General features: G+C 54.4%; 26 protein-coding genes. 16 read left to right on the top strand and 10 right to left on the bottom strand.

Going from position 1 to position 21,963, the window contains the following annotated elements; all coding sequences use genetic code 11:
- Positions 1-24 precede the first annotated feature (24 nt).
- The 5 genes from AL479_RS06115 to AL479_RS06095 all read left to right on the top strand — a co-directional run bounded on the left by AL479_RS06115 (position 25) and on the right by AL479_RS06095 (position 5,178).
- Positions 25-1,026, top strand: a complete 1,002-nt coding sequence (locus AL479_RS06115) for a glycine betaine ABC transporter substrate-binding protein (RefSeq protein ID WP_061075448.1) — start codon at positions 25-27, stop codon at positions 1,024-1,026.
- Positions 1,023-1,793: an ABC transporter permease gene (locus AL479_RS06110; protein ID WP_061075447.1), complete on the top strand. Its 771-nt coding sequence runs from the start codon at positions 1,023-1,025 to the stop codon at positions 1,791-1,793. Before AL479_RS06115 ends, AL479_RS06110 begins: the two co-directional genes overlap by 4 nt.
- Positions 1,793-2,569 carry an ABC transporter ATP-binding protein gene (locus AL479_RS06105; RefSeq protein ID WP_061075446.1) on the top strand — a complete coding sequence of 259 codons (777 nt, stop codon included), beginning with the start codon at positions 1,793-1,795 and terminating at the stop codon, positions 2,567-2,569. Before AL479_RS06110 ends, AL479_RS06105 begins: the two co-directional genes overlap by 1 nt.
- 141 nt (positions 2,570-2,710) lie before the next feature.
- Positions 2,711-3,442, top strand: a complete 732-nt coding sequence (gene rlmB / locus AL479_RS06100; RefSeq protein ID WP_042321448.1) for a 23S rRNA (guanosine(2251)-2'-O)-methyltransferase RlmB — start codon at positions 2,711-2,713, stop codon at positions 3,440-3,442.
- A 113-nt stretch (positions 3,443-3,555) separates the two neighbouring features.
- A complete protein-coding gene (locus AL479_RS06095) occupies positions 3,556-5,178 on the top strand; it encodes an isovaleryl-CoA dehydrogenase (protein WP_061075445.1) in 1,623 nt (540 codons plus the stop codon).
- A gap of 37 nt (positions 5,179-5,215) precedes the next feature.
- Here the strand turns inward: AL479_RS06095 and yjfN are convergent, their stop codons facing one another.
- A complete protein-coding gene (yjfN, locus tag AL479_RS06090) occupies positions 5,216-5,491 on the bottom strand; it encodes a DUF1471 family protease activator YjfN (protein ID WP_072140690.1) in 276 nt (91 codons plus the stop codon).
- A 147-nt stretch (positions 5,492-5,638) separates the two neighbouring features.
- A complete protein-coding gene (bsmA, locus tag AL479_RS06085) occupies positions 5,639-5,968 on the bottom strand; it encodes a biofilm peroxide resistance protein BsmA (RefSeq protein ID WP_061075444.1) in 330 nt (109 codons plus the stop codon).
- A gap of 181 nt (positions 5,969-6,149) precedes the next feature.
- Here bsmA and yjfP point away from each other — a divergent pair, with 181 nt between their 5' ends.
- Positions 6,150-6,899 carry an esterase gene (yjfP, locus tag AL479_RS06080; RefSeq protein ID WP_061075443.1) on the top strand — a complete coding sequence of 250 codons (750 nt, stop codon included), beginning with the start codon at positions 6,150-6,152 and terminating at the stop codon, positions 6,897-6,899.
- 99 nt (positions 6,900-6,998) lie between these two features.
- On the opposite strand, the gene yjfY is transcribed toward yjfP, so the two are convergent.
- Positions 6,999-7,274 carry a DUF1471 family protein YjfY gene (gene yjfY, locus AL479_RS06075; protein WP_044257220.1) on the bottom strand — a complete coding sequence of 92 codons (276 nt, stop codon included), beginning with the start codon at positions 7,272-7,274 and terminating at the stop codon, positions 6,999-7,001.
- Between the two features lie 300 nt (positions 7,275-7,574).
- Here yjfY and AL479_RS06070 point away from each other — a divergent pair, with 300 nt between their 5' ends.
- The 6 genes from AL479_RS06070 to AL479_RS06045 all read left to right on the top strand — a co-directional run bounded on the left by AL479_RS06070 (position 7,575) and on the right by AL479_RS06045 (position 11,012).
- A complete protein-coding gene (locus AL479_RS06070; protein WP_061075442.1) occupies positions 7,575-8,339 on the top strand; it encodes a TSUP family transporter in 765 nt (254 codons plus the stop codon).
- Between the two features lie 159 nt (positions 8,340-8,498).
- Positions 8,499-8,894, top strand: coding sequence for a 30S ribosomal protein S6 (gene rpsF, locus AL479_RS06065; RefSeq protein WP_042321529.1), 396 nt, complete (start codon positions 8,499-8,501; stop codon positions 8,892-8,894).
- Positions 8,895-8,900: 6 nt separating this feature from the next.
- Positions 8,901-9,215 carry a primosomal replication protein N gene (priB, locus tag AL479_RS06060; protein ID WP_042321531.1) on the top strand — a complete coding sequence of 105 codons (315 nt, stop codon included), beginning with the start codon at positions 8,901-8,903 and terminating at the stop codon, positions 9,213-9,215.
- A gap of 4 nt (positions 9,216-9,219) precedes the next feature.
- On the top strand, positions 9,220-9,447 hold the full coding sequence (gene rpsR / locus AL479_RS06055; RefSeq protein WP_000135199.1) for a 30S ribosomal protein S18: 228 nt from the start codon (positions 9,220-9,222) through the stop codon (positions 9,445-9,447).
- 41 nt (positions 9,448-9,488) lie between these two features.
- Positions 9,489-9,938 (top strand): 50S ribosomal protein L9, encoded by a 450-nt coding sequence (gene rplI / locus AL479_RS06050; protein WP_061075441.1) that lies wholly within the window; start codon positions 9,489-9,491, stop codon positions 9,936-9,938.
- Positions 9,939-10,082: 144 nt separating this feature from the next.
- On the top strand, positions 10,083-11,012 hold the full coding sequence (locus AL479_RS06045) for a DMT family transporter (RefSeq protein ID WP_061075440.1): 930 nt from the start codon (positions 10,083-10,085) through the stop codon (positions 11,010-11,012).
- Between the two features lie 114 nt (positions 11,013-11,126).
- Here the strand turns inward: AL479_RS06045 and AL479_RS06040 are convergent, their stop codons facing one another.
- Positions 11,127-11,777: a LysM-like peptidoglycan-binding domain-containing protein gene (locus tag AL479_RS06040; RefSeq protein WP_061075439.1), complete on the bottom strand. Its 651-nt coding sequence runs from the start codon at positions 11,775-11,777 to the stop codon at positions 11,127-11,129.
- Between the two features lie 222 nt (positions 11,778-11,999).
- Between AL479_RS06040 and fklB the strand changes: the two genes are divergently transcribed.
- Both fklB and cycA read left to right on the top strand, forming a co-directional pair.
- Positions 12,000-12,620, top strand: coding sequence for an FKBP-type peptidyl-prolyl cis-trans isomerase (gene fklB, locus AL479_RS06030; protein WP_061075438.1), 621 nt, complete (start codon positions 12,000-12,002; stop codon positions 12,618-12,620).
- Between the two features lie 321 nt (positions 12,621-12,941).
- On the top strand, positions 12,942-14,351 hold the full coding sequence (gene cycA, locus AL479_RS06025) for a D-serine/D-alanine/glycine transporter (RefSeq protein ID WP_061075437.1): 1,410 nt from the start codon (positions 12,942-12,944) through the stop codon (positions 14,349-14,351).
- 107 nt (positions 14,352-14,458) lie between these two features.
- On the opposite strand, the gene ytfE is transcribed toward cycA, so the two are convergent.
- The 4 genes from ytfE to AL479_RS06005 form a co-directional block, all read right to left on the bottom strand.
- Positions 14,459-15,121, bottom strand: a complete 663-nt coding sequence (ytfE, locus tag AL479_RS06020) for an iron-sulfur cluster repair protein YtfE (RefSeq protein WP_061075436.1) — start codon at positions 15,119-15,121, stop codon at positions 14,459-14,461.
- Positions 15,122-15,205: 84 nt separating this feature from the next.
- Positions 15,206-16,177, bottom strand: coding sequence for a DMT family transporter (locus AL479_RS06015; protein ID WP_061075435.1), 972 nt, complete (start codon positions 16,175-16,177; stop codon positions 15,206-15,208).
- Between the two features lie 76 nt (positions 16,178-16,253).
- On the bottom strand, positions 16,254-17,078 hold the full coding sequence (locus AL479_RS06010) for an AraC family transcriptional regulator (protein ID WP_061075434.1): 825 nt from the start codon (positions 17,076-17,078) through the stop codon (positions 16,254-16,256).
- 81 nt (positions 17,079-17,159) lie between these two features.
- Positions 17,160-18,008, bottom strand: a complete 849-nt coding sequence (locus AL479_RS06005) for an SDR family oxidoreductase (RefSeq protein WP_061075433.1) — start codon at positions 18,006-18,008, stop codon at positions 17,160-17,162.
- A gap of 90 nt (positions 18,009-18,098) precedes the next feature.
- Here AL479_RS06005 and AL479_RS06000 point away from each other — a divergent pair, with 90 nt between their 5' ends.
- Entirely contained in the window at positions 18,099-18,479 is a 381-nt protein-coding gene (locus AL479_RS06000) for a winged helix-turn-helix transcriptional regulator (RefSeq protein ID WP_061075432.1), read from the top strand.
- Between the two features lie 38 nt (positions 18,480-18,517).
- Here the strand turns inward: AL479_RS06000 and AL479_RS05995 are convergent, their stop codons facing one another.
- Complete coding sequence (locus tag AL479_RS05995; protein ID WP_061075431.1) at positions 18,518-20,461, bottom strand: bifunctional 2',3'-cyclic-nucleotide 2'-phosphodiesterase/3'-nucleotidase; 1,944 nt, start codon at positions 20,459-20,461, stop codon at positions 18,518-18,520.
- Positions 20,462-20,649: 188 nt separating this feature from the next.
- On the opposite strand from AL479_RS05995, the gene cysQ reads away from it, so the two are divergent.
- Positions 20,650-21,390 (top strand): 3'(2'),5'-bisphosphate nucleotidase CysQ, encoded by a 741-nt coding sequence (cysQ, locus tag AL479_RS05990; protein WP_061075430.1) that lies wholly within the window; start codon positions 20,650-20,652, stop codon positions 21,388-21,390.
- On the opposite strand, the gene AL479_RS05985 is transcribed toward cysQ, so the two are convergent.
- On the bottom strand, positions 21,380-21,937 hold the full coding sequence (locus AL479_RS05985; protein ID WP_061075429.1) for a YtfJ family protein: 558 nt from the start codon (positions 21,935-21,937) through the stop codon (positions 21,380-21,382). The genes cysQ and AL479_RS05985 overlap by 11 nt on opposite strands.
- Between the last annotated feature and the right edge of the window lie 26 nt (positions 21,938-21,963).

The following is a 21,963-nucleotide window of genomic DNA, read 5'->3' as shown; positions in this document are numbered from 1 at the left end:
CGGATTCCTCAAAGGATAAATAAAATGAAAAGAAGTCTCTTATTATTAATGGCTGTGGGTAGTTTGTGGGCGAATATGAGTGTTGCTGATACGCCAACTGAAGTCCGCGTAGCATATAGCGGTGGCTCTCAGGTATTAATGTTGGCAAAAGCGGATGGTTCTCTGGATAAAGCCTTAAACACGAAAGTGAAATGGGTGCAATTTGCTTCAGGCGCTGATGCGCTAAATTATTTCGCCAGCAATGCGATTGATATTGCCAATTTTGGCTCCAGTCCGGCGACGGCAGGTATTGTACGTAAATTACCGGTCGAGATTATTGGTGTTTCAGGGGTGATAGCCAGCTATGAGCGTCTGATTGGAAAAGACGGCATAGTCAACATCAAGGATATCGAGGGTAAACGCGTTGGCTATCCGCCAAATTCGACGGCGCAGTATGCCCTTGAAGCCGCGATCAGTGTGAACAAGCTGGATCGTAGCAAAATCACGCTGCTGCCACTGCGTCCTGCTGAGATGGTGGCGGCCTGGAAGCGTGGTGATATTGATGCTGGTTATGTCTGGGCGCCGTTTGCTCAGGAACTGGAGGCTTCGGGCGGGCATCAGGTTTTTGCGACCAAAGATCTGCAAAAAGATGGCTATCTGATCTACAACAACTATGTGGTGCGTAAAGCCTTTGCTGAGCAGTACCCTGAAGCGGTGACCGCTTTCCTGCGTGTGCATCAGCAGAAAGTGGATGAGTTCAAAAACGATCCAGAACGTGCTGCAGGGATTGTCGCCAAAGAGGTCGGTGCGCCAGTCACCACGGCTGCAAATACCCTGGGTGGACTGGAATATCCCACGCTTGCCCAGCAAGGAACCGCTGACTGGTTGGGAAACGGGACTCAAACTACTGACAGCGGTATTGGCAAAGCGTTGAGCAAAACCTCCCATTTCCTTGCCGGTATTGGTGAGATCCGTAAGCGTGATATTCCTGCTAACTGGGATACGGCGATTGATTCTCGTTACATTCGCGAAGCGGCGGCGCAATGAGATTAAGTCAGCATATTGCCATCAGTGTGTTGTCGGTGGTGGTTTTCTTTATCGTCTGGCAGCTAGCGGCGACACGGCAGTGGGTCGACCCGCTGCTGTTACCATCTCTCACCGATATTGGTCTGACTACGGAAGAACTGATGGCGGATGGTTACCGTCAGGTACCGCTGTGGGAACATATTGTGATTAGCCTGGCGCGTGCGCTAAGCGCGTTTGCAGTGGCGATTGCTATCGGTATTCCTCTGGGTCTGTTGATGGGGCTATCGGACGGACTGGCTGCGGTGCTCAATCCTTTTGTTCAGTTTCTGCGTCCTTTGCCAAAAATTGCGTTGATCCCGTTGGCAGTGGTCTGGCTGGGAATCGGCGAGGCATCGAAGTTTTTCCTGATCTTTATTGCCACGTTTTTGAGCGTGGTGGTCGGCGCTTCGGCTGCTGTTGATCGCATTGGGCGTTCACGGATTCGCGTGGCACAAACGCTCGGCGCTTCACGCAAGCAGATCTTTATGCGTGTGGTATTGCCCGATGCGTTACCGGATCTCTTCACGACGGTCAGACTCTCCATTGGTATTGGCTGGACGTCACTGATTGCCGCAGAGATGGTTGCGGCCAGTTCTGGTCTGGGCTGGATGGTGATCAACGCCAGCTCTTATTTGCGCACTGATATCGTCATGCTGGGAATTTTACTTCTGGGCGGTATTGGATACTTGCTGGATTTGTTGTTGCTGGGGTTACAGCGTCTGACTGTGCCCTGGGCGGGGAAAGAATAATGAGTGCGATTACCCTGGAAAATGTCTCGCTCTCCTTTGCGGCAAAACCGCAGCCGTTTACGGTGCTGGAAGACATTAACCTGTCGTTAAACCGCGGTGAGTTTGTGGTACTCCTTGGACCCTCTGGTTGTGGGAAATCCACCATCCTGAACCTGGTCGCTGGATTTAATCAACCGGATCGGGGACGGGTGGTTGCGGGAGGGAAAACGGTAAAACAACCAGGTCCGGATCGCGGAATGATCTTCCAGCAGCCCAATCTTTTCCCGTGGCTATCGGTGCTGGAAAACGTCACTTTTGGCCCCCGTTTGGGCAAACATCGCAAAGACGAAACCAACGCCCAGGCGCAGTTATGGCTGGAACGCGTAGGGCTGAAGGGCTTTGAACATCATGCGCCCTGGCAGCTTTCTGGTGGTATGAAACAACGCGTGGCGCTGGCCCGTGCATGGCTTCCCGGCCCGGAAGTGCTACTGCTTGATGAACCATTTGGTGCGCTGGATGCGCAAACCCGACTGATGATGCAAGAGTTATTGCGTGAGGCCTGGCTGTCCACGGGCACCACATTACTGTTCGTCACCCACGACGTGGAGGAGGCGCTCTTTCTGGCAGACCGCATTCTGATCATGTCGGCAAAACCGGGAAAAATCGTCGACGAGATTAGTCTGCCGTTTGGGCGGGAACGGGATATTGAAACCCTTGCTGAACACCCCTTGTATAGCGAGATCAAGCATCACGTCCTGCATCGGGTTCGTCAGGAGGCGAGACGGCACTTACGTTAATAAGCGGTTTAAATGACGCTGCCAGCCGGCGGTTAAGGCTGACAGGGTCGATTTGAACGCCGGGTCGGTTATAATGGGGGCATGTGAGTTTTCTCACGGCTAATTTAACCCGGCGCACACCGCCCAAAACGAGTAAGTTCAATGAGTGAAATGATTTATGGCATCCATGCGGTGCAGGCCCTGCTGGAGCGTGCTCCTGAACGTTTTCAGGATGTCTTTATTCTCAAAGGCCGTGAAGATAAACGCCTGCTGCCGCTGATCCATGCCCTTGAAGCGCAGGGTGTGGTCATCCAACTGGCGAACCGTCAGTTTCTGGATGAGAAAAGCGAAGGGGCCGTACATCAGGGCATTATCGCCCGCGTGAAGCCGGGGCGTCAGTATCAGGAAAACGATCTGCCGGATCTGATTGCTTCGCTGGATCAACCGTTCCTGCTGATCCTTGATGGCGTGACCGATCCGCATAACCTCGGCGCCTGTTTGCGTAGCGCCGATGCCGCTGGCGTCAATGCGGTGATCGTGCCGAAGGATCGTTCTGCGCAGCTGAATGCCACGGCGAAGAAAGTCGCCTGCGGTGCAGCGGAAAGCGTCCCGTTGATTCGGGTGACGAACCTGGCGCGTACCATGCGTATGTTACAGGAAGAGAATATCTGGATTGTCGGCACGGCGGGTGAAGCTGACCATACTCTTTATCAGAGCAAAATGACTGGCCGTATGGCACTGGTGATGGGCGCGGAGGGTGAGGGAATGCGTCGCCTGACGCGTGAACATTGCGACGAGCTGATCAGCATTCCAATGGCCGGAAGCGTTTCTTCGCTCAACGTTTCTGTCGCCACCGGCATCTGTCTGTTCGAGGCTGTGCGACAGCGCAGCTAATCGACGATTTCTGAAGCCATCCAACAGGATGGCTTTTTTGTATCCCCCTTTCCAGGCATTCTCCCCTCAGACTGACCATACTTATTGAGATGCCATTGAAGGAGGGAAACACAATGCACTGGCAAACTCACACCGTTTTTAATCAGCCGTTACCCCTGAATAACAGCAATCTGTTCCTGTCTGATGGCGCGCTCTGCGAGGCTGTAGCGCGTGAGGGGGCAAGCTGGGACAGTGAACTTCTCGCCAGTATCGGTCAACAGCTTGGCACCGCGGAATCGCTGGAGCTGGGACGGCTGGCAAATGCCTGGCCGCCGGAACTGTTACGTTACGATCCACAGGGGCAGCGTCTGGACGATGTTCGCTTCCATCCCGCATGGCATTTGTTGATGCAGGGACTGTGTGCCAACCGTATCCACAATCTGCCCTGGATTGAGGCGGCGCGAGAGGGATCGTTTGTCGCCCGGGCAGCGCGCTTTGTCCTGCATGCGCAGGTGGAGGCCGGCACGTTATGCCCCATCACCATGACTTTTGCCGCGACACCGTTATTGCAGCAAATGTTGCCCGCCGTATTTGCCGACTGGCAAACGCCGCTATCCAGCGATCGCTATGATTCGCATCTTGCGCCGGGGGGCCAAAAACGTGGCCTGCTCATCGGCATGGGGATGACGGAAAAACAGGGCGGTTCTGATGTGTTGAGCAACACCACCCGCGCCGAGCGTCTGGCGGATGGGTCGTACCGGTTGGTGGGGCATAAATGGTTTTTCTCTGTGCCGCAAAGTGATGCCCATCTGGTGCTGGCACAGGCAAAAGGCGGGCTCTCCTGTTTCTTCGTTCCGCGTTTTTTACCTGATGGGCAGCGCAATGCGATCCGCCTTGAACGGCTGAAAGACAAGCTGGGGAATCGTTCCAATGCCAGTGCGGAAGTTGAGTTTCAGGATGCTATCGGCTGGCTTCTTGGCGATGAGGGCGAGGGCGTTCGTCATATTCTGAAGATGGGCGGCCTGACGCGTTTTGACTGTGCGCTCGGCAGTCACGGACTGATGCGCCGCGCTTTCTCGGTGGCGATTTACCACGCGCACCAGCGTCAGGTGTCCGGCAAGCCGCTGATCGAACAACCGATGATGCGTCAGGTGCTCAGCCGTATGGCGCTCCAGTTGGAAGGGCAAACTGCGTTGTTGTTTCGTCTGGCCCATGCCTGGGATCGGCGTAGTGATACCAAAGAGCGACTCTGGGCGCGTCTGTTCACTCCCGCCGCAAAATTTGCCGTCTGTAAAGGCGGTATTCCGTTTGTGGCGGAGGCGATGGAAGTGCTTGGCGGCGTAGGGTATTGCGAAGAGAGCGAACTGCCGCGACTGTACCGGGAAATGCCGGTCAACAGTATCTGGGAGGGATCCGGTAACGTCATGTGTCTTGACGTCTTGCGGGTTATCAACAAGCAAACCGGCGTCGATGAGATGCTGAGTGAGGCATTCTCTGACGTCAGGGGTCAGGACCGGCATTTTGATCGCGCGGCACGTCAGCTTTTACCGCGACTGCGCAAACCTTCTGAAGCGTGGGGGCGCGATATCACCCAACAGATTTTCCTGCTGGGATGCGGAATGGAAATGTTACGGCACGCGTCACCGCCTGTTGCCCAGGCCTGGTGTCAGATGATGCTGGATACGCGCGGTGGGATGCTGTTATCCGAACGGGTACAGGACGCGTTGCTGCTGCGGGCGACGGGGGGATTACGCTGATACGTTGCCGGATGCGCTTTCGCCATCCGGCAGTCTGTTACGCGTAGAGTATGGCTTGTACGCGCCAGTTATCGGGCTGCTGCTCTTCATACATCTGAATAATGCGATACCACGACGCGCCTTGTTCATCGGCTTTTAACGCGACAATACGCTCCACATCCTGTGGGTTTCCGGAAATATTACTGACAGAGATCAGGCCAATTTCATTGAGGCCAGTCACGCAATCCGCACTCGCGAATTCGGCAGACTGCGCCGTCGTACTCACCAGTCCGGCAGTTAACAGCAGTGAGGATAAGGCAAGAGATTGTTTCATCGTCAGCTCCATTTTACGTTTCCCCGCAATGCGCAGGGCATTCCATCGCCGAAATAAACGTCCAGCCTCCTGCTGTCGGTTTATTGTGCACAGGTAAACGTATAGAGGCGTAAAGCTACGTGAAATTGGCTTAAATTCCATCAATGATTATTTACGATATAAGATGGCCTGCGAATACCACTGACCCGTCACGATGGTTTCATCAACCATGACAATAACGTAATAATCGGCTTTCGCTGCGGCGGCTTTCGCTCTGACTTCATCAACTGCATCATCCGGAGAGCCTCTGACCAGAGAGGTCACGGTTCCCATTCGCTGCAACCCTTGTGTCTGGTCACGACGAATTTCCTGCGGATGATCAGCGACGGGCGGTGCTGGCTGCGGCGTTCCCTGAAGAATGCTACATCCACTTAACAGCATCACCAACATCAAAGAGGTAAACCGACGCATCACTCTATCTCGTTTCCTGATAGCCATAGTGTAGTGCCTTATTAATTTCCCTTTGGGGGAATGTTCCCAAAATGTTACCTTCCGCGCGATTTTCGAATGAAAATGTCGTGAAAGCGTAATCCAGTTCTCAACATTATGAATCGTTGTTGAATGCGTCACCTTGTTTAATAATGTGACCCATGGCATACCCGCGCCAAAAGAGGTGCAAATGATTGAAATTGAAACATGTCAACTGGCGGAACATCATCTGCTTCACGCCTTTCCTTCGGGGCAACGCAGTACACCTTTGCCGTGTATTGTTTTCTACCACGGGTTTACCTCTTCCAGCCTGGTCTACAGCTATTTTGCCGTGGCGTTGGCGCAGGCCGGATTTCGGGTCATTATGCCAGACGCCGCCGGGCATGGGGCGCGTTTCAATGGTGACGAACAGGCGAGAATGGGCCGCTTCTGGCAGATTTTGCAGCAGAGCATGCAGGAGTTTACGGCGTTACGTGCGGCACTGCGTGCAGAAAACTGGCTGCTGGAGGAACGTCTTGCGGTTGGCGGCGCATCGATGGGGGCAATGACGGCGCTGGGGATCATGACTCAGCATCCTGAGGTCAAATGTGTCGCCAGCCTGATGGGCTCGGGCTATTTCACCCGTCTGGCGCGAACGCTGTTTCCTCCTTGCGCCCTGGACACGCCCGCCCGTCAGGAGGAATTCACGCATATCATTGCGCCGTTGGCGAAGTGGGATGTGTCGCAGCAGCTTGCCAGACTGGCCGACAGACCGCTGCTGTTATGGCATGGTCAGGATGATGATGTGGTGCCAGCGGCGGAAAGTGTCCGTTTACAGCAGGCGATGATTCAGGCCGGCCTGGACCACAATCTGACCTGTCAGTGGCAAGCAGGCGTACGCCATCGCATTACGCCCGAAGCGCTGGCCGCAACGGTGTCGTTTTTCCGTCAGCATCTCTGACGCCAGGCGCCAGCTAGCCATACGTCATTATGCAAAAAAAGCCCCCTGAACAGGGGGCAAGTCAAACTATGGCTTTCTTTTCGTTGGACTTTCCTGGTGCTAGCGATAAATATCCGCGCTGGCGTGGATGTTGCCGTTGCTACCCGGTTCCCGCATCAGGATCACATGGTAGTACGTTGCACCCTGCGCGTCGGTCTCTTCATTCAGGGCCCTTTCTGCATCACTTTCAGTGGCGAAGTTATGATTGATGTAAATGACGCCTAAGCTCTGCACATCATCCATGTTTCGGGCTTGCTGGTGGTCTATTTCAATGGCGGCGAAGGTATTTGCACTGAGCAACAGTCCCGCCAGAAGGGTGACAAAACGGATTCGCATACCTACCTCCTCGACAACTGACTCTGATTAGTGGTTTCTCCTGTTAGTCGATAACGTCTCATTTAATTTTAATCGCTACTTTGTCGGTCGATAGCGACCATTTCTGATGCAGTTGTTCAAAAAATTACCGCGATCCATTCTTTCTGAGCGTAAACAATCGGCTAGCCTGTTTTGCTGTGGCGAAAAATACCTGTTTTTCTGGCAAGAACACTTACCGAATCGTCAATATCACTGCCGGCCATCGCCGCTTATAGTGAGCCGAAACATAAAGTTAACTTTATGATAATAAGGCAAAAAGATATGGATACTTCATTCATGGATTTCAGCTACTTTGCCATTATGTTTATGGTGGCGCTGATAGCGGGTTTTATTAATGTGGTTTCAGGCGGCGGTGGGTTCTTATCGATTGGGGCGCTGTTGATCTCAGGATTGCCGCCAGCCAATGCGCTGGCGACCAATAAGATTCAGGCGCTGGGCAGTTCATTGACGTCGGGGATCTACTTTCTGCGTCGTGGACATATCAACGTCCAGCAGCATAAGTTTGTCTTTTTAGCGGCGTTTGTGGGATCGGCGCTGGGGACGACGCTGATCCAGTTCATTGAACCGGAACTGCTGAAAAAACTGTTGCCGGTACTCATCATCGCGGTAGCGCTCTACTTTATTTTCGCCCCCAATCTCACTGAACCGAAAAAGAAGCAACAGGTGTCACTGTTTCTCTTTTCTCTGATAGGGGGAGGGTGCGTTGGTTTCTATGATGGATTCCTCGGCGCCGGGGCCGGTTCTTTTTATACCCTGTGCTACATCCTGTTGTGGGGTTACAGCATCGATAAGGCGCAAATTCACTCTAATTTCATCAACCTTGCGTCCAACATCGCCTCTATTCTGTTCTTCATTTTTGGCGGCAAGATGATCTGGTCGCTGGGGCTGGTGATGTTCGCCGGGCAGGCGCTTGGCGCGCGCCTGGGGGCGACGGTGGTACTCACGCGTGGGAAGAAAGTGATCAGACCGATGATCGTGATTGTCTCTATCTGCATCAGCGGCAAAATGCTGTTGGATATGTATTAAGGGCGTCCTGACAAATATTCCTGGAATCGCCTTGAGTTTGCGGCCTGACACCAGTATTATGACGCGTCAATTTTTCAGCCGACCTTTAACACGTTCCTTGCCTCCATGGGCCGCGGCTGACCCAGACAGGAGGCTGAATAATCCGTAAGGAGCAATTCGATGCGTCATTACGAAATCGTTTTTATGGTCCATCCTGACCAGAGCGAACAGGTTCCGGGTATGATCGAGCGTTACTCTGCTGCCATCACTGGCGCAGAAGGCAAGATCCACCGTCTGGAAGACTGGGGCCGCCGTCAGCTGGCTTACCCGATCAACAAACTGCACAAAGCACACTACGTTCTGCTGAACGTTGAAGCTCCGCAGGAAGTGATCGATGAGCTGGAAACAACTTTCCGCTTCAACGACGCCGTTATCCGCAGCATGGTAATGCGTACTAAGCACGCTGTTACCGAAGCATCTCCGATGGTTAAAGCGAAAGACGAGCGCCGTGAGCGTCGCGATGATTTCGCAAACGAAACCGCAGATGATGCTGAAGCTGGGGATTCTGAAGAGTAATTTCTGATGACCAACCGTCTGGTGTTGTCCGGCACCGTGTGCAGGACCCCCCTTCGAAAGGTCAGTCCATCAGGAATTCCGCACTGCCAGTTCGTGCTTGAGCATCGTTCTGTGCAGGAGGAAGCCGGATTTCACCGGCAGGCGTGGTGCCAAATGCCCGTTATTGTTAGCGGACACGAAAACCAGGCCATTACTCACAGTATAACGGTCGGTAGCGCAGTGACCGTTCAGGGGTTCATCTCTTGCCACAAGGCAAAGAACGGCCTGAGCAAAATGGTTCTGCATGCCGAGCAGATTGAATTGATAGATTCTGGAGACTAGCCATATGGCACGTTATTTCCGTCGTCGCAAGTTCTGCCGTTTCACCGCGGAAGGCGTTCAAGAGATCGACTATAAAGATATCGCTACGCTGAAAAACTACATCACCGAAAGCGGTAAGATTGTCCCAAGCCGTATCACCGGTACCCGTGCAAAATACCAGCGTCAGCTGGCTCGCGCTATCAAACGCGCTCGCTACCTGTCTCTGCTGCCGTACACTGATCGTCATCAGTAATCGGTCACGGTCCATTAATACGACTTTGAGAGGATAAGGTAATGCAAGTTATTCTGCTTGATAAAGTAGCAAACCTGGGTAGCCTGGGTGATCAGGTTAACGTTAAAGCGGGCTATGCTCGTAACTTCCTGGTACCACAGGGTAAAGCTGTTCCTGCTACCAAGAAAAACGTTGAATACTTCGAAGCACGTCGCGCTGAACTGGAAGCTAAACTGGCTGACGTTCTGGCTGCTGCAAATGCACGCGCAGAGAAAATCAACGCACTGGAAACCGTTACCATCGCGTCTAAAGCAGGCGAAGAAGGTAAACTGTTCGGTTCCATCGGTACCCGCGACATCGCTGATGCAGTGACTGCAGCTGGCGTTGAAGTGGCTAAGAGCGAAGTTCGTCTGCCGAACGGCGTTCTGCGTACCACTGGTGAGCACGAAGTGGACTTCCAGGTTCACAGCGAAGTATTCGCTAAGCTGACCATTAACGTTGTTGCAGAATAAGTTTTTATTCTGACAACCTCGTAAGAAACGCCGACCTTGTGTCGGCGTTTTGCTTTTCGGCTCCCCTCATTTTTCGCGCTGGCTATTCTTTACCCTTTTCGGGATAATCACTAAAAATAAAACATAATTTCAATATGGTGATGAATGGATACTCCGCACCCACAACCTCTGTTTGCGCGTAAAAATGTTGTCTGGCTGAGCGCGGCGTTTTGTTGCCTGCTCTGGGGCAGCGCCTATCCGGCCATAAAGAGTGGTTATGAGATCTTCCAGATCGCCGCTGACGATATCCCGTCCAAAATTGTTTTCGCCGGTTACCGCTTCCTGTTCGCAGGCCTGCTGTTACTCTTGCTGGCGATAGCGCAGCGTAAGCCGATAGGCCGTCTGAGTTCCCGGCAGTTTGGGCAGTTGACGCTGCTGGGGGTAACGCAAACCTCGCTGCAATACATCTTCTTTTACATCGGCCTGGCGTTCACTACCGGCGTGAAGGGGTCGATCATGAATGCCACGGGCACCTTCTTCAGCGTGCTGTTGGCGCACTTCATCTATCAGAACGACAAGTTGAGCTACAACAAAACGCTGGGATGTATTCTCGGTTTTACCGGCGTGATGGTGGTGAACTTTAACAGCGGGCTGCTGGATTTTAGTTTTACCCTGGCGGGCGATGGCTCGATTGTGATGGCGGCATTTATTCTCTCCGCCGCGACGCTTTACGGTAAGCGACTTTCTCAGACGGTGGATCCAACGGTGATGACGGGCTACCAGTTAGGGATTGGCGGCCTGGTGTTGGTCATTGGCGGTTATGTCTTTGGTGGCACACTGGCGGTCCACGGACTCGCGTCGGTGGCGATTCTCGGTTATCTGACGTTGCTCTCTTCGGTGGCGTTCGCGCTGTGGAGTATTTTGCTCAAGTACAACCGTGTGGGGATGATTGCGCCGTTTAACTTCCTGATCCCGGTTTCCGGCGCGGTGCTGTCCGCGATTTTCCTCGGTGAGAATATCCTGGAGTGGAAATACGCGATCGCGCTGCTGCTGGTCTGTTCGGGGATATGGTGGGTCAATAAGGTGAAGCGGTAACGCCACTAATGTCGTTGTTGGCCGGATAAGGCAAAGCCGCCATCCGGCACTGCGCTAATGTGCCTGATGGCGCTGCGCTTATCAGGCCTGCCAGACGACGGCAATATGCTTTCTTTAACGTGCGCGAATAAAGCTGCCGTCAGGCTGGCGGGTAAACAGCACCTGTTGATTGTTTCCGGCATCGATGGTCAGCCCGGTCACCACGCCGTTTGCATTCTGGCGAATCTGCACCATCTGCCCATTTTGCAGATTACTGAGCGGTTTGCCCGCACCTTCAACCTGCGCCATTGCGTACACGTCAGTTGGCGGCAGTCCGTGGTCACGGAACAGTTGCGCCATCGTTTTACCGGACTCAACCCGATAAGAGCGCCACTGCTGGTCAATACCGCTGTCTTGCTGGAAAGGCTGAGTTTGCGGCTGTGCTTGCTGTGCCTGAGGTTGCTCTTCCGGCTGGCCTTCCTGAACAGGTTCCGGCGCAACGGGCGCGACTTGTCCGGGATCGTTTTGTGGGGCGACAAGCTGAGCCTGAAGTTGTGCTTCGGTCGGTGGTTGAGACTGCGACTGGAGATCCAGCGGCGCGTCACGGGTTACCGCTGGCGCATCGTTTGTGTCGCTTGAGGGAAGCAGGAAACCGACGATCAGCACAATCGCCGCAATGATAATGCCGCGGCGGTGCATAGACGGAAGCGGATCCATAATGCGAAAATTGTCCGGTGCATGCCAGATTTTCGCCAGGGTTGGTTTTAATTCAAAGCGCCCGGGCATGGCTTTCCTCCTGCTCCGCGTCTCGTTCCTCAATCATAGAGTATAGACAGCTAACGCTATGATGTTCGTGATATTCCCCGTTTTTGGCACATATACAGGGGGATATCCCTATTGTTTCTTTTTCGTCGTGATTTGTCATCCTCCCCGAGACAACATTTTACCGGGAGAAGCCTGGCTGTTATGCTGCCCGCTACTTTTTTATATCCGATGAAAGGAAATACGATGGCAACCCCGACTTTTGACACTATCGAAGCGCAAGCAAGCTACGGCATTGGTTTGCAGGTAGGACAGCAACTGAGCGAATCCGGACTGGAAGGGCTGTTGCCTGAAGCGCTGGTTGCCGGTATTGCTGACGCGCTGGAAGGCAAGCAGCCAGCCGTGCCGGTTGATGTGGTACATCGCGCCCTGCGTGAAATTCATGAACGTGCGGATGCCGTACGTCGCGAACGCTTCCAGGCAATGGCAGCGGATGGCGTGAAGTATCTGGAAGAAAACCGTGAGAAAGACGGTGTGAATAGCACGGAGTCTGGTCTGCAATTCCGCGTCCTGACTCAGGGCGAAGGCGCTATCCCGGCTCGTACTGACCGCGTTCGCGTACACTACACCGGTAAACTGATCGACGGTACCGTCTTTGACAGCTCCGTTGCGCGCGGCGAACCGGCAGAATTCCCGGTAAACGGCGTGATTCCTGGCTGGATTGAAGCGCTGACCCTGATGCCGGTTGGCTCTAAATGGGAACTGACCATTCCTCAGGAACTGGCTTACGGCGAACGTGGCGCTGGCGCTGCGATCCCGCCATTCAGCACCCTGGTGTTTGACGTCGAACTGCTGGAAATCCTGTAAGTAGTCACTTCTGTTCCCCTCCACGCCGGAGGGGGACGAAAAATGCGCAATAACGCTGCCTGATTGCCGGGTATCGGAATTTTATCTTGCAAATGCATCAGTTGCGTGTATTTTTGTGAGCTAATTCGCGTTACCAGAGTGATATGACACTCACTTTAAACATATAATTAACATAATATTTAAATCTTAGTATTCATCCCGCCGATTCTTACCTAATATCGATAAGTCCTGAAAACAGGATCGTCGTATCATAGATGCACAACAGACGCATTAAAGGCCGCAGAGCCCGCACAACACAGACAGGTACAGGAAGAATAAAACATGGTAGATCAGGTAAAAGTCGCCGCCGACGAACAGGCTCCGACTGAACAGTCGCTACGGCGCAATCTTACAAACCGACATATTCAGCTTATCGCCATCGGCGGCGCCATTGGTACGGGCCTGTTTATGGGCTCGGGTAAAACGATCAGTCTCGCCGGGCCGTCGATCATTTTTGTTTATATGATCATCGGCTTTATGCTCTTTTTCGTGATGCGCGCAATGGGAGAATTGCTGCTCTCGAATCTGGAATACAAATCTTTTAGCGACTTTGCTTCGGACCTGCTGGGACCGTGGGCAGGTTATTTCACCGGCTGGACCTACTGGTTCTGTTGGGTGGTGACCGGGATGGCGGATGTCGTCGCGATTACCGCCTACGCGCAGTTCTGGTTCCCCGGTCTTTCCGACTGGGTCGCCTCGCTGGCGGTGGTGATCCTGCTGCTGAGCCTTAACCTTGCCACCGTGAAAATGTTCGGTGAGATGGAGTTCTGGTTCGCGATGATCAAAATCGTCGCCATCGTGTCGCTGATTATTGTCGGCCTGGTGATGATTGCCATGCACTTCCAGTCGCCAACCGGTGTGGAAGCGTCGTTTGCTCACCTGTGGAATGACGGTGGCTGGTTCCCGAAAGGCATTAGCGGCTTCTTTGCTGGCTTCCAGATAGCGGTCTTCGCTTTCGTTGGTATTGAACTCGTAGGTACTACCGCAGCGGAAACCAAAGACCCGGAGAAATCCCTGCCGCGCGCGATTAACTCGATTCCGATTCGTATCATCATGTTTTACGTCTTTGCGCTGATCGTCATCATGTCTGTGACGCCGTGGAGTTCGGTGGTGCCGGATAAGAGCCCGTTCGTTGAGCTGTTCGTGCTGGTGGGTCTGCCTGCCGCTGCGAGCGTGATTAACTTCGTGGTCCTGACGTCCGCCGCGTCCTCAGCAAACAGTGGCGTCTTCTCCACCAGCCGTATGCTGTTTGGTCTGGCGCAGGAAGGCGTGGCGCCGAAAGCGTTCGCTAAGCTGTCTAAACGCGCCGTTCCGGCGAAAGGGCTGACTTTCTCCTGTATCTGCCTGCTGGGCGGCGTAGTGATGCTGTATGTCAACCCAAGCGTGATTGGCGCGTTCACCATGATCACGACGGTGTCGGCCATCCTGTTTATGTTCGTCTGGACCATCATCCTGTGCTCATACCTGGTGTACCGCAAACAGCGTCCGCATCTGCATGAGAAGTCGATCTACAAAATGCCGCTCGGTAAAGTGATGTGCTGGGTATGCATGGCGTTCTTCGTCTTCGTGCTGGTGCTGCTGACTCTTGAAGATGATACCCGTCAGGCGCTGATCGTCACGCCGTTGTGGTTCATTGCGCTGGGCCTGGGCTGGTGGTTGATTGGTAAGAAGCGGATGGCAGGCGTTCGTTAATTCGATTGCCGGATAGCGCTGTGCTTATCCGGCCTGTAAACTGACAAAAAAAGAGCCGCGACGCGGCTCTACAATTCCATGAATCAGGGCGCTCTCGGGCGCCTTTTTTATTCGCCTGCGAGGGCACGCGGGAACAACACATTGTTTTCTAAGCTGATGTGTTCCATCAGGTCATCAATCATCTCATTGATGCCGTTGTACATCGCTTTCCAGGTGGTGCACGCTTCTGGCGGGATCGTCACGTTCTGAGTGGTGTGTTTAATCACTTCCAGCAGTTCCCCCGCGTCATCATGCTCACTTTCCATGACGCTGATCGGCCCCATCGCCTGGCTGCCCATGCCCTGTTTGATCATCGGGAACAGGATCTGTTCCTCTTTCATCATGTGGCTTGAAAGCTCCTGATGTAGCATGGTCAGATACTTCGCCAGGCCTTTTGGTACGTTGGGCTTATCAGCATGAACGCGTTCAACTTTGGTGGCCTGTAGGATCAGTTCCGGCAGTTGTTCACGATGTCTGTCGTGATAGCGCACGATGATGTGGTCGATAATTTCGGCCAGCGGCGCGGTACGCCAGTCTTTATCGATCGGCTGTTCAGCCAGCTGCGCCAGTTGCGCTTCGATAGCATCAACATCCAGCTCTTTACGGGCGGCAGCACGCGCCAGCGTCTGCTTACCGCCGCAGCAGTAATCCATATCGTACTTACGAAACAGGGCCGAAGCGCGAGGGATAGAGAGCGCCAGTTCACCTAAAGGTTGATCGCGATAATCCATAGCCGTTACCTCATTCTCAATAATATAAGGTGTATTTTAAATGCAACTTTAATCAAGCGCTATAACCCTTTCGGGGGGGATGAATTAACGGCCTGGCTCTGAAAGTGGAATGACGCGTGGTTTTTCCGGTTTTGCTCTGACGGCCACCACCACGCCGATAACCAGCAAGGCGATACCGCTGAGCGTCAGAACAGGGGGAAGGGTCTGGCGCAAGATGAAGGTGTACAGTAAACCCGCCAGCGTTTCGAATACGATCAATGGGCCGAGGATCACCGTTGGTAATCGCTGGCTGGCAATATTCCAGCACAGCGCGCCCACCCATGAACACAGTACCGCAATCGCCACCATCAGCCCGACAAATACCGCCGGTCGCGGGCCGAATGGCAGGGCGAAGTCGGGTGTTTGCCCATGCAGCCAGAAGCAGGCGACGAGGTAGCCCAGCAGCGACACGGGCAGGGTCACCAGCGCCTGCGCTGTCGCCCACATCATCGGGTGTTTATCTGGATTTTCCCGCAGCCAGCGGGCATTACGCAGCGCATACCAGGCCCAGCACACCACCGATACCAGCGCCAGCGCGATGCCGGAACCGTAGCGCCAGCCGCTAAAATCAGGCAAGCCCTGATTAAGTTCCGCAATGTTCACGCACAGCAACCCGATGCCTATCAGCACCAGGGCTGGGGCCAGCCGTAGCCAGGAGAGCCTGCCGTCGCGATGACTGTACAGCAGGTTGGCAAATACCGGAATGACGACCGGCAGCGTGCCGATGATCATCGTTGAGACCGGCGCGCCGGTGCGCTGAATGGCGCTGGCAAGGCAGACGTAATAAATCAGGTTGCCCATCATGGTCAGCGCCAGCGCGGTCAGCCAGTCTTTCGCCGAAAGCTGCCGCAGGCGCACGCGTCCGAGCCACGCCAGCGGCAGGGCAATCAGGCCTAATGCCAGATAACGCCCCATCGACTGTAGCACCGCCGGATATTCCGGCACGATCAACGGTCCGACAAAAATCAGTCCCCACATCAACCCTGCCAGCAGGGCGTACAACACACCGCTAATCATGCTTTACATCCACATCGTTAAACATGACGAAAAGTGTAGGCAGGGAACCGGGGCGTGTATTGTATGAGCTTGCGCATTAGCGCGAATAAACCTGTTTTTGATAGCGCACGGGAGTGATGCCGTAGCGATGGGTAAAGGCGCGGGTGAGATGGGACTGATCGGTCAGGCCGGTCGCGGCGGCAACGTCCGCAGCGGGCATGCCGAGTGTCAGAAAGCCTTTTGCCCGCCACAGACGGATCGCCATCAGCATCTGGTGCGGCGTTACGTGGAAATGGGCTTTGAACTGACGCTGAAAATGCCAGGGGCTTAGCGAGGCAACGCGTGCCAGTTCATCAAGGGTGACCGGGCGCATGTAGTTGTCATGCAAATAGTCGCGCACGCGCTCAAAGCGATGCGCGCCTTCCTGCGGCACCGGGGCATGACGTGCCAGCGGCTGGAAGGTGTCGATCAGATCCAGCAACAATCCTTTTTGCGCCAAAGGATCGTCGGTGTGCCACAGGCCGTGGATCAGCGAACAAATCTGACGCGAGCGGCGCGGATCGTGACGCGTGACGTCGTGAAACCACCAGTGACGCACGCCAGTCACCTCTTCCAGCAGATCGGGCTCCAGATAGATCATCCGGTAGCGCCAGCCGTCGGCGGTTTCGGCCTCGCCGGTATGCAGCTCATCCGGATTCATCGTCACGACCGAGTGGGCAGGGGCAACGTACTGCGTGCCGCGATAGCGAAAGCGCTCGGCGCCGGCTTCTATCGCGCCAATACCGAACGCTTCGTGGGTGTGTGGCTCAAAGGCGTAGCGTGAGATATGCGCGTGATACAGCTCAACGCCCGGCACCTGCGCCAGATGGCGAAAGCGGGCGCTGTCTTTTTCATCGCTAAACTGCTCAGGTACACCTTGCACGTTGTCTCTCCCCACGCATCATTCTGTCATTATCAGAGAGGATGCGCGGGGATGCCACCATAATTAACCGATTATTAACACTTACAGGATACCGTTGACGCTTTCGGCCAGCGAAGTGGTCGGGCGACCGATCAGCTTGCTCAGCGTGCGGCTGTCATCAAACAGACCGCCTTTGGATGCCCCGGTGTCTGAATCGGCCAGCATATCCGCCAGGCCCGCTGGCAAACCGACCCCTTTCAGCGCGGCGGCGAAATCGGCTTCGCTCAGGTTCTGATAGACGACAGGTTTGCCGCTCTGTTTACTCAGTTCTGCGGCCAGCTGGCTCAGCGTCCAGGATTCATCACCCGCCAGTTCATACACCTTCCCGGCATGGCCTTCGGTGCTGATGACCTGTGCGGCGGCGGCGGCGTAATCCGCGCGTGTCGCGGAGGCAATTCTGCCCTCGCCCGCAGCGCCGATAAACACGCCATGCTCCAGCGCAGCAGGGGCGCTGGCGAGATAGTTTTCGGTATACCAGCCGTTACGCAGCAGCGCGTGGGCAATACCGGAGTCAGCCAGCATCTTCTCGGTGTCGACGTGTTCAACGTGCAAAGCAAGGGGAGAGCGGTCGGCATGCAGCAGGCTGGTGTAGGCGATAAATTTCACGTTCGCCGCCTTTGCCGCATTAATGACGTTACGGTGCTGAGCGGCACGCTGGCCAACTTCGCTGGAGGAGATCAGCAGCAGCTTGTCCACACCCTGTAACGCCTGGGTGAATGTCGCTTCGTCACTGTAATCCGCCTGACGTACGGTGATTCCCTGTTGGCTTAACGCGGTGGCCTTTGCCGGGTTGCGAACGATCGCCACAATCTGGCTGGCAGGAACGGTTTTCAGCAGGTTCTCAATAACGTGTTGGCCCAGTTGGCCCGTCGCGCCGGTAATTGCAATCATGAGGTGACTCCTTAATGTGTCGCTTGTGTTTTATAAAGCTAGCACTTAAACTTACTTTAAGTAAGTACGCACAAAAAGGTAAGTATAAAGATGAGTGCATCGACCCTTTCTCAACAACTGCGTGACGGTAATTTGTTTGCCGAGCAGTGTCCGTCGCGTGAGGTGTTAAAGCATGTGACCAGTCGCTGGGGCGTATTGATTCTGGTGGCGCTGCGTGACGGTACCCACCGTTTTAGCGATCTGCGCCGTAAAATGGGCGGCGTGAGCGAGAAGATGCTGGCCCAGTCATTGCAGGCGCTGGAGCAGGATGGGTTTATCAACCGGGTCTCTTATCCGGTCGTGCCGCCGCACGTGGAATACAGTTTGACTCCGCTGGGCGAGCAGGTCAGTGACAAAGTCGCCGCGCTGGCGGACTGGATTGAGCTGAATTTGCCGCAGGTGTTAGCACTACGGGAAGAACGGGCGGCGTAAAACGTTGCCGGATGGCGGGGTGTCATCCGGCATTAACGTTACTTGCTTAAATCCATCTGATAAATCGCGAAACCGATGTCATCGGTAGCGACGTGTTGCATGGGATACTGGCCTTTCTCTTTGATAAACGCGGCGGCTTTATCCCCCGGCGAGGTTTCGAAGCGGATATCCAGTTTTTTCTCACTGTGAATCGGCGCCAGACGCCAGTTGTTATCGGCCGCCGGATGAATTTCCCCGGCGCGTTTAGATTCCGCGCCAATCCATGCCGCCAGCACCGAGCGGTTCTCATCCGGTGATGCAAAGGCAATATGGTTGTCGCCGGTTCCGGCAAACTTACCGCCATAGGCGCGATAGTTATTGGTGGCGACCAGGAAAGTGGCATTCGGGTCAATCGGCTTGCCGTTGAAGGTCAGATTTTTAATCCTTTCTGCGGACGGATTTACCGTCTGGCATTCACCGTCATAGCGTGCGGGCTGGGAGACATCAATCTGGTATTCCACGCCATCAATCACATCGAAGTTATAGGTGCGAAATCCATCCCAGTTGATGAGTGACTGCGGCTTGCTGCTGGTGACATCGATCTGATTAAACTGTCCGGCTGAGCACTCCAGCCACTCTTTCACCTCTTTACCGCTGGCTTTAACGACCACCAGAGTGTTCGGGTACAGATAGAGGTCGGCGGCATTGCGGAAGGTCAACTGGCCTTTTTCGACTTCGACAAAACTGGCCGGATCGTTCTTGCGCCCGCCAACTTTAAACGGAGCGGCGGCGGAAAGCACCGGCAGTTTCGCCAGATCCGGATCGCCCTGAATGAAATGTTCGACATAGGCTTTCTGCGCGTTATTGACCACCTGAACGGTCGGATCGTCCTGCACCAGCGCCAGATAGCTGTACATGTTATCAGCGGATTTGCCGATCGGCTTGCTGACGAACTCGCGCGTCGCGTCGTGGTCAGCTTTCAGAATATCCACCAGTTTGCGGTCTTCGGCAGTGAGTGATTTCTTCGCGGCGGCGTCGTAAATGGGGCGCGCTTCGGCTTTGGCCTGCGTCACCTGCCATTTGCCGCTGTCGTTATTGAGCACCAGATCCACCACGCCCAGATGATCGCCCCACATGCCCGGCATCACCGCCGGCACGCCGTTCAGCGTCCCTTTTGCGATATCCGCGCCTTTGATGTTGGCAAAGTCTTTACCGGGGAAGACCGCGTGAGCATGACCAAACATGATTGCGTCCACGCCTGGCACTTCACTGAGATAATAAACCGAGTTCTCAGCCATGCTCTGGTATGGGTCAGCAGAGAGTCCCGAGTGCGCGATCACCACCACCACATCGGCTCCTTTTTCACGCATTTCCGGCACATATTGACGTGCGGTTTCGGTAATATCGTTAACCGTCACTTTGCCGCTCAGGTTCGCTTTATCCCAGGTCATGATCTGCGGAGGGACAAACCCGATATAGCCGATTTTCAGCGTCTGCTTATGGCCTTCCTGATCGACGACATCCGTCTCTTTAATAAGATAAGGGGTAAACAGCGGCTTTTGGGTCTTAACGTCGATGATATTGGCGTTAACGTAAGGGAATTTCGCGCCAGCCAGCGCTTTTTGCAGATACTCCAGCCCGTAGTTGAACTCATGGTTACCGAGGTTACCCACCGCGTAATCCAGCGTATTCAGCGCCTTGTAGACCGGATGGATATCCCCCTCTTTTATCCCTTTGGCCGCCATATAGTCGCCCAGTGGACTGCCCTGAATCAGATCGCCATTGTCGACCAGCACGCTGTTTTTGGCTTCATCGCGTGCGGCGTTAATCAGGCTTGCGGTGCGTACCAGTCCGAATTTTTCGGTTGCGGTATCTTTGTAATAATCGAAATCCATCATGTTGCTATGCAAATCAGTGGTTTCCATTATACGCAGCTCGACGGTCGCGGCATTCACGCTGGCCGCGATCAGCGTGGCCAGAAGCGTTGCACTAAACTTAATCATCAGAGGGCATCCTTTTAAGATCTGAAACACAGTAAAAAATGTATTTATATCTTCTTGCTTACAGAACTGTGAAGCATGCATCAGTTTAGCAAGCAAAACCGCAGACACTATCACAGTTGGCGGATTCGCTTTTGATCGGGTATAAGTAAAACAATGAGTTAAGACCACTGCCACAAATGAGGTGGAGAATGTTAGAACACGTATGCCAGCTTGCACGGAACGCGGGCGATGCCATTATGCAGGTCTATGATGGAGTCAAACCGATGGAGATTGCCAGCAAGCAGGACGACTCCCCGGTGACAGCGGCCGATATCGCGGCGCACGCGGTGATTGTTGAAGGGTTGACGCAATTGACGCCGGATATTCCGGTGCTCTCCGAAGAGGACCCGCCAGCCTGGGAAGTGCGCCAGCACTGGCAGCGCTACTGGTTAGTCGATCCGCTGGATGGCACCAAAGAGTTCATCAAACGCAACGGCGAGTTCACCGTAAACATTGCACTTATCGAGAAGGGAAAACCGGTGCTGGGCGTGGTCTATGCGCCGGTGATGAAAGTGATGTACAGCGCGGCGGAAGGCAAAGCCTGGAAAGAAGAGTGCAATGTGCGCAAGCAAATTCAGGTACGTGACGCGCGTCCGCCGCTGGTGGTGATTAGCCGCTCTCATGCAGACAACGAACTGAAAGAATATTTACAACAGTTGGGCGAGCACCAGACGACGTCGATTGGTTCGTCGCTGAAGTTCTGCCTGGTCGCGGAGGGGCAGGCGCAACTGTACCCGCGCTTTGGACCGACCAACGTCTGGGACACCGCTGCGGGTCATGCCGTCGCGGCAGCGGCCGGGGCGCACGTTCACGACTGGCAGGGTAAACCGCTGGATTACACCCCGCGTGAGTCGTTCCTCAACCCCGGCTTCCGGGTCTCTATTTATTAAGTAACTTATGCAGCAGGGCAATGACCTGCTGCACCTCTTCCTGGGTTAGCGCCCCGTCTTTCGCCCACTGTACGCGACCCTCTTTATCAAGCACCGCGATAGCAGAGCTCTCTTCATCCAGTTGCCAGGCTTTACGGGCCACGCCGTTACTGTCGACAATAAACTGCGACCACGGGTAGAGCTTCTTATTGCTCTCGAGGCTGCTGCGTACAAACATACCGGAGCCAGGAATCGCGTCGTCAGTGTTGACGATCGTCGTGGTCTGGTAAACGTCGTGGGGCAGTTTTGCCGCTTTGATCGCTTCAATCAGCGTCGCATTTTTTTCTTTAGCGGAGGTACGCCCGGCGATGTGCTGAAGGATTCGCACCTTCCCGGGCAACTGTGCGCTGTTCCAGCTTTTATAGCTGAACTTATCATTTTCAAGAATCAATTCGCCGCGATCGGCAATCCCTACCGGCGGGACGCGCTGGCCTGTTTCGAAGCTATGCGCGGAGGCCATCATTGGCGCCAACAGGCACGCCAGCGCCAGAATCTTACGTAAGGTCATGGTGTTTCCTTCTTATTGTTTGCAGG

Origin of the sequence: Citrobacter amalonaticus, from assembly GCF_001559075.2 — a bacterium.
Classification (GTDB): domain Bacteria; phylum Pseudomonadota; class Gammaproteobacteria; order Enterobacterales; family Enterobacteriaceae; genus Citrobacter_A; species Citrobacter_A amalonaticus_F.
Note: the sequence above shows the minus strand (reverse complement) of the source record. Positions and strands in the feature narration are given on the sequence as shown.